This window comes from Frankia sp. AgB32, from assembly GCF_023243045.1.
In the GTDB taxonomy this organism is placed as follows: domain Bacteria; phylum Actinomycetota; class Actinomycetes; order Frankiales; family Frankiaceae; genus Frankia.
Genome location: NZ_JALKFX010000271.1, coordinates 1 through 6,405, shown reverse-complemented (window position 1 = coordinate 6,405; position 6,405 = coordinate 1). Strand labels below are relative to the sequence as shown.

Here is a 6,405-nt window from a genome sequence, read left to right as displayed (position 1 = left end):
TCACGCTCAGCCCACTGCTTCAAGTTCACTTACGCATTATATCGCATACTCAAGCTGCGGCAGTTGACAACCCCTCGCTGCCCCGCCAGTTCGAGCCGGTGGTGAGCCAGTCGATCGCGCCGGTCAGGGTGCTCATGCGGCGCTCTGCCGGGGCTTCGGCGCGGCGACGGAGGTCTGTCCCGGTGGCGCGCCGTCGCGCGCGGCCCGCCGGCCGCGCCGGCCGTGGCGCCACGGGGTCAGCAGCCGTTCCAGGCCGGCGAGGAGCAGGTCGGCGACCACGGCCAGCGCCACGCACAACACCGAGGCGGTCAGCACCTCCGCCTTGAACGAGCTGCCCAGGCCGTCGTAGATGAGGTTGCCGAGGCCGCCGTGGCCGATGGTCGCCCCGACGGTGACCATCGCGACCGTCGACACGGTGGCCACCCGGATCGCGGCCATGATCGCCGGCAGGGCGAGCGGCAGTTCCACGGTGAGCAGCAGCCGGGCCGGGCCGTAGCCCATGCCGCGGGCGGCCTCGCGCGCCGCGGCCGGGACCGCGTCGAGCCCGGCGAGCAGCCCTCGGAACAGGATGACCAGGGTGTAGACCACCAGACCGATGCGCACCGTCGTCGTCGACAGCCCGGTGACCGGCAGCAGCAGCGCGAAGAACGCCAACGACGGCACCGTGTACAGCACGCTCGTCAGCCCGCCGATCCAGGCCACGGCGACCCGGAAGCGCCGCGCCAGCAGTACCAGCGGCACCGCGATGACCAGCCCGATCGCGACCGCGCTCACGGTCAGCAGGATGTGCTCGCGTGACGCCGTCCACAGTTCGTCGGAACGCGTCCGGACGTAGTCTCCGCAGATCCAGGCGTTCCGTTCGAGACAGTTACCGGACGCGACGATGGCCACCGAAGCACCGTAACCGGTCGAGAGGACGCATGCCCATGGCCGCGCAGCCCGTCGTGAGCCCCGTGACCTCGGCGGATCCGATGATCTCGCTGGTGGGTGTCGGCAAGCGTTACCCGGACGGCACGGTCGCCGTCGGTGACCTGAGCTTCGACGTGCCGGCCGGGGAGCTGCTGTGTCTGGTGGGCCCGTCCGGCTGTGGCAAGACCACGACGATGAAGATGATCAATCGGCTGGTCGAGCCGACAAGTGGGCGGATTCTGGTGGCCGGGGAGGACGTCACCCGCACCGACCCGGTGCGGCTGCGGCGGCGGATCGGTTACGTCATCCAGCAGATCGGGCTGTTTCCGCACCTGACCGTGCGGGCCAACGTCGGCACGGTGCCGCGGCTGCTCGGTTGGGACAAGGGGCGGATCCGGTCCCGGGTCGACGAGCTCCTGGAACTGGTCGGGCTGGAGCCGGCCACGCTGGGCCGGCGTTATCCGCACGAGCTCTCCGGCGGTCAGCAGCAGCGGGTCGGCGTGGCCCGGGCGCTGGCGGCGGACCCGCCGGTGCTGCTGATGGACGAGCCGTTCTCGGCGATCGACCCGATCGCCCGCGACCGGCTGCAGGCCGAGTTCCTGCGGCTGCAGCGGGAGATCCGCAAGACGATCGTGTTCGTCACCCACGACCTCGACGAGGCGATTCGGCTCGGGGATCGGATCGCGGTGTTCCGCCAGGGCGGCTCGCTGGAGCAGATCGACCCGCCCGCGCGGATCCTCGGCCGACCCGCGACCGACTTCGTGGCCGGCTTCGCCGGGTCGGACCGGGCGCTGCGCCGCCTCGCCGTGACGCCGCTGCTGCGCGACGATCTGGACCCGCCCGCCGGCGCGGCGGCGGCAAGCGACGGCGCCGCGGCCGGGCACCCGCCGGCGGGTGTCCAGGAGGGTGCGTCCCTGCGGGAGGCGCTCGCCGCGCTGCTGGCGCAGGACCGCGACAGCCTCGACGTGTACGCCGGGGGCGTGGTCGTCGGCGTGCTCACGCCCGCGGGCCTGCACGCGGCGCTGCGTCGGTCGGTGGCCGCGGATGCCGACCGCGAGCCGGTGGCCGGCCTGGCCGGGTCAGACGTTGCTGAGCAGGCCTGAGAGCACGGAGGTGAACATCGGCAGCCCGTCGACGCCGGCGCCGGTCAGCCCGTCGACCGCATGCTCCGGATGGGGCATGAGGCCGACGACGGTGCGCCGCGCGTCGCACACGCTGGCGATGTCCACGGCCGAGCCGTTCGGGTTGCCGCCCACGTAGCGCAGCACGACCCGGTCCTCGGCGGCGAGTTCGGCGAGGACGTCGGGGCTGGCCACGTAGCGGCCCTCGCCGTGCTTGATCGGAATGACGATTTCGTCCCCGCGCTGGTAGTCCCGGGTCCAGGCGGTGGTCGCGGTCTCGACCCGCAGGCGCTGGTCCCGGCAGACGAAGTGCAGTCCGACGTTGCGGGTCAGCGCGCCCGGCAGCAGCCCGGCCTCGCAGAGTACCTGGAAGCCGTTGCAGATGCCCAGGACGGGCAGCCCGTCGGCGGCCGCCGCGACGATGGTCGCGACCATCGGGGAGAACCGGGCGATCGCGCCGGCCCGCAGGTAGTCGCCGTAGGAGAAGCCGCCAGGTAGGACCACCGCGTCAACCCCGGCGAGATCGTCGTCCCCGTGCCAGAGCGCGACGGGCTCCGCGCCCGCGGCGCGCACCGCGAGGGCTGCGTCCCGATCGTCCAGGGAGCCCGGAAACGTCACGACCCCGACCCGGGGGGTCGCCGTCGCCGCGCCGCCGTCCATCGCGCTCATCCCGGCACTCACCCGCACCTCCGGCACCGTCCGGTGCTGTCGCCGTCTGCCTGGGATCAGGGTAGCGGCTTGGTCCGGGCGACGGTGCCAGGTCGGCGGCGGCTCTTCACGGAGGACCGACCGGCGCGCCGTCGGCGTCGGCCCGGGCCGGCTCGACGCCCCACGGGCCAAGCGCGGAACGCGGCCGGCTGAGCCGCGCGCCCGGCGCGCTGTCCTCCCAGACCAACGTCTTCTCCAGGTGCACCCGGGTGCCCCGGTACGGCCCGTCCACGCGGTGGAACTGGACCTGGTCCATGAGGGCGCGCATGAGGAAGATCCCGCGCCCCTGCTCGGGGACGCCTTCCGTGGGTGTGCCATCGCTGGCGGCGCCGATCAGAGCGTCGGGATCGAACTCGGCACCGAAACCGCCGCCGTGGTCGCTCACCTCGATGACCGCGACCTCGTTGTCCACGCCGACCGAAACCTCGTACTCGTCGCCGTCCTGCGCGTGAAGAAGAACATTGGCGCTTGCCTCGGTCAACGCAAGCTCAACATCATTGATGCATTCTTGGGTGACCCCGAGGACTTTTAGTGATTGCGCGCATATTCGTCGAACGACCGGAATGGAGATCTCGTCGCGGGGCAACGCCAGGCTTAGTTTGATCTCCATGACGGCAGATGTACCCGCCTCCGGCGACTCCAATCGAACGAGCTCGACCGACATTTGTCTGCCTTCGTCACATGGTGGCTGGCTGATCAGCGAAGGCGATCGACGAGGGCTCGGCCGAGGGCCGTGCCGGACAGCCAGGCAGTCTCGATCTTCGGTTCGCCCCAGCCGTCGCCGGCCAGGCCAATGCCGTTGTCGGACAGGAAGTACCGCTCGTCGTGCGGCTGCTCCGGCCGCGCGAACATCCAGCGCTGAACGTGCACCCAGTGCGGTGCCTCCGGGATCGCCAGCAGTCGGCGCAGGGCCTCGACCAGCCGGCCGCCGGCCGCCGCGGGCTCCGCCAGGTAGGGGCGGGCGAACTCGGCGGTCGAATGGGCGACCAGCACCGGGGCCTGGTCGCCGCGGCGGCGGCCGTCGTCGGCGATCCACGCGAGGGTGTCGTCGTCGTGCACGAACGCGCCGTCCATCGGTGCCCACCAGCGGTGCTTCCAACCGGCCAGCAGGGCGAGCGCCGGAGCCCACGGACGGTCGGCGACAAGGGCGCGTTCCGCCACGAAGGTGTCGTCCAGGTGGCGCGCTGCCTGTGGGTCCGGCATGGCCAGCACCGCGGCGTCCACCCGCTCCCCGTCGACGGCCAGCCCCGGGGTGATCCGGTTGATCGGCGATGACTGCAGGACCGTGATGCCGGAGCGGGAGGCCAGGTCCGCGACCAGCGAGCGCAGGCCGCGGGGCGCCGAGTAGCGCAGCGGGCCGGCCTCGCCCACGGTCAGGCCGGCCGCCGGGCCGCGGATCACATCCAGCCGGCGGGTCCAGGCCCGGGCCATCCCCCGGGCCGACCAGTCCTGGACCACCTCGGCGAATTCCGGTGAACTGACGGTGAAGTAGGACGCCCCGGCATCGACGATGCGGCCGTCGATCCAACGGGAGGACATCCGGCCACCGATCGCCCGGCCCCGGTCCTGGACCCGCACCGAGATTCCCTCCGCCTGAAGCACACAGGCGCAGGCAATTCCCGCAATTCCACCGCCGGCGACCACGACCTTTGCCACCGACCCCCCATTGTCTCCACCTGCCCGCTGCCTCGCCCTGTACGCGGACAGGGCGGACCGCCGTTGAATTCCCGGACGGACCACCGCTGCTTTCCGGGCGGAGCCGCGCGGTGGCGTGGCCGGTCGGCCGCGCCACCATCATCGTGCCCGCACGGGACCAGCCACGTGACCGCAGTGTCGCGGTAGTGGGACAACACGCGGTGTGTGTGCGGGTTATCCCTGGCATTCTTCCCTGGCGCCGCGCTCCTTCTGTGCTGCCAGGGCCGGAAGGTTCGCCGACTGCGGCGGCGGGTACCCCTCGGCGGCGGGTGGCCCGGCCAGGGTGCGCCACGCGTCCGCGACCGCCCGGCATCCGCGACGTTCGGCGGCAATGGCCTAGCCTTACTGCCGGATCGCCTTACTGCCGGATCAAGGCCATCCGCCGGTTCACGCCGTCCCAGCTACCTTGCCGTCCCAGCTACCTTGCCGTCCCAGCTACTCAGGAGCCCGCGATCGCACGCCGACCCGCCCCCCAGCGCCCGGGCGCCCGCACCGCCCAACTCGCCGCGTCCGGTTCCGCCGGCGGGCGCCGCCGAACCTCCGCGCAGCCGGCCCCGGACGGGCCGATCCCCGTCGTCGGGCCGCGCGAGCCCTGCCCGTGCGGCTCAGGGCGCCGTTACAAGGCGTGTCACGGCGAGCGCCGCCGGCCGGCCCCGGTGCTGCGGCCCTTCGTCGGGCGCCGGGACGAGCCCGATCTCGTCGCCCTGCGCGAGCTGGTGCCGAGTGCCACGGCGGCCCTGCGGCTCTCGGCCGACCACCTCGCGGCGCACCCCGAGCACGCCGACCGGCGGATCACGCTCGCCACGATGCTGCCGCAGGCCGCCCCGGCACTCGTCCGGGACTCCGGCGAGATCCTGGTCGCCATGCAGGTCGCGGTGCCCGGTCTGGACGCGTCCCGGGACATCGCGGGGGCGCTGCTGGCCGCCCTCGACGCCGAGCCGGGCACCGTGATCGACGCACCGGTCGTGTCGTCGCCGCCGCTCGTCGAGCAACGCTACGACGGGCTCACCGGCCTGCCGGGGCTCGTCGACCTGCTTGACCCGGCGCCGTTGGAGATCAGCGTGCACGCCGGTTTCGACTGGTGGCTGCCGCCGTCGGACGATGACGGCGGGCCCGGTCAGGAGGTGGCGGCCATGCTGGAGCGGGCCAACTCCACCGTGGTGCCGACCAGCCGGCTGGAATCCGTGCCGGCCGCCTACTGGTGCCATCCCGGGGACCGCTGGCACCTGCGCTGGGCATTGCCGCTCGCCGCGCCCGCCGCGCCCGCCGAGGTCGACGCGGCGCCCGCGCCGGCCGGGTCCACCTCGGACGCTGGTGCGGGCACCTGGGCCGACGCCGACATCGCCGCCTCGGAGGAGGCGCTGCTCGACGTGCTCGCCCGGCTGGCCGTCAGCGAGCGGCTGACGGTGGGTGACGGCTCGCGGTTCGTCGGGTTCTTCCGGGCGGACGGCCTCGTCGTCCCCGTCTGGGACCTGGCCGCGGACACACCCGCGGACCGCTGCGAGGAGCCGGCCGCCGCGCTGCGGAAGGCATATCGCGACGCGTTGGCCGACACGGCGCCGCTGAGTGCGTCCGAGCGCCGGATCCGGGCCGGCCTGGTCGGCCGTAGCCTGACGCTGCGCTGAGCGGCCACGCGGCGTGGTCCGACCTGCGCAGGGCCCGTCCTGGTGGCAGGGTGCCTGGGTAACAGGGGCGTCTGAGCTGCACGGAGTCTGAGGTGCAGGAAGTCCGAGTTGCACGGTCTGAGTCGCACGGAGTGAGATGGGTCTGGAAGACGCTTCGATGAGCACCTTCGACGTCGTCGTCGTCGGGGCGGGTCCGGCGGGCGGCAGCGCGGCGCGGGCCGGCCCCCCCGCCCGCCCCCCCCGGGGGGGGGGGGGCCCGGGGGGGGGGCCCCCGCGACCCCTACCGGCCGTTCCTGATCAAGACGAGTGAGGAGCTGCGGACCGTCCTCGTCCGCGGCCGCCCGACC

Annotated in this window: 7 protein-coding genes; 3 read left to right on the top strand and 4 right to left on the bottom strand. The window is 73.2% G+C overall.

What is annotated here, in order from left to right; all coding sequences use genetic code 11:
• Window positions 1–132: 132 nt before the first annotated feature.
• On the bottom strand, window positions 133–891 hold the full coding sequence (locus MXD60_RS28350) for an ABC transporter permease (protein WP_248822758.1): 759 nt from the start codon (window positions 889–891) through the stop codon (window positions 133–135).
• Between the two features lie 35 nt (window positions 892–926).
• On the opposite strand from MXD60_RS28350, the gene MXD60_RS28345 reads away from it, so the two are divergent.
• The gene (locus tag MXD60_RS28345) at window positions 927–2,012 is read left to right on the top strand and encodes an ABC transporter ATP-binding protein (protein WP_283099133.1); all 1,086 of its coding nucleotides are present in this window, start codon (window positions 927–929) and stop codon (window positions 2,010–2,012) included.
• Here MXD60_RS28345 and purQ read toward each other — a convergent pair.
• From purQ to MXD60_RS28330, 3 genes are all read right to left on the bottom strand, one after another.
• Window positions 1,989–2,699: a phosphoribosylformylglycinamidine synthase subunit PurQ gene (purQ, locus tag MXD60_RS28340; RefSeq protein WP_518468858.1), complete on the bottom strand. Its 711-nt coding sequence runs from the start codon at window positions 2,697–2,699 to the stop codon at window positions 1,989–1,991. The genes MXD60_RS28345 and purQ overlap by 24 nt on opposite strands.
• 106 nt (window positions 2,700–2,805) lie before the next feature.
• The gene (locus MXD60_RS28335; protein ID WP_308222633.1) at window positions 2,806–3,402 is read right to left on the bottom strand and encodes an ATP-binding protein; all 597 of its coding nucleotides are present in this window, start codon (window positions 3,400–3,402) and stop codon (window positions 2,806–2,808) included.
• 32 nt (window positions 3,403–3,434) lie between these two features.
• Window positions 3,435–4,394, bottom strand: a complete 960-nt coding sequence (locus tag MXD60_RS28330) for an NAD(P)/FAD-dependent oxidoreductase (protein WP_248822757.1) — start codon at window positions 4,392–4,394, stop codon at window positions 3,435–3,437.
• Window positions 4,395–4,885: 491 nt separating this feature from the next.
• Between MXD60_RS28330 and MXD60_RS28325 the strand changes: the two genes are divergently transcribed.
• Together MXD60_RS28325 and MXD60_RS28320 are read left to right on the top strand one after the other, a co-directional pair.
• On the top strand, window positions 4,886–6,058 hold the full coding sequence (locus MXD60_RS28325; RefSeq protein WP_248822759.1) for a DUF5926 family protein: 1,173 nt from the start codon (window positions 4,886–4,888) through the stop codon (window positions 6,056–6,058).
• A 157-nt stretch (window positions 6,059–6,215) separates the two neighbouring features.
• A complete protein-coding gene (locus MXD60_RS28320) occupies window positions 6,216–6,368 on the top strand; it encodes a hypothetical protein (RefSeq protein ID WP_248822756.1) in 153 nt (50 codons plus the stop codon).
• The last annotated feature ends 37 nt before the right edge of the window (window positions 6,369–6,405 follow it).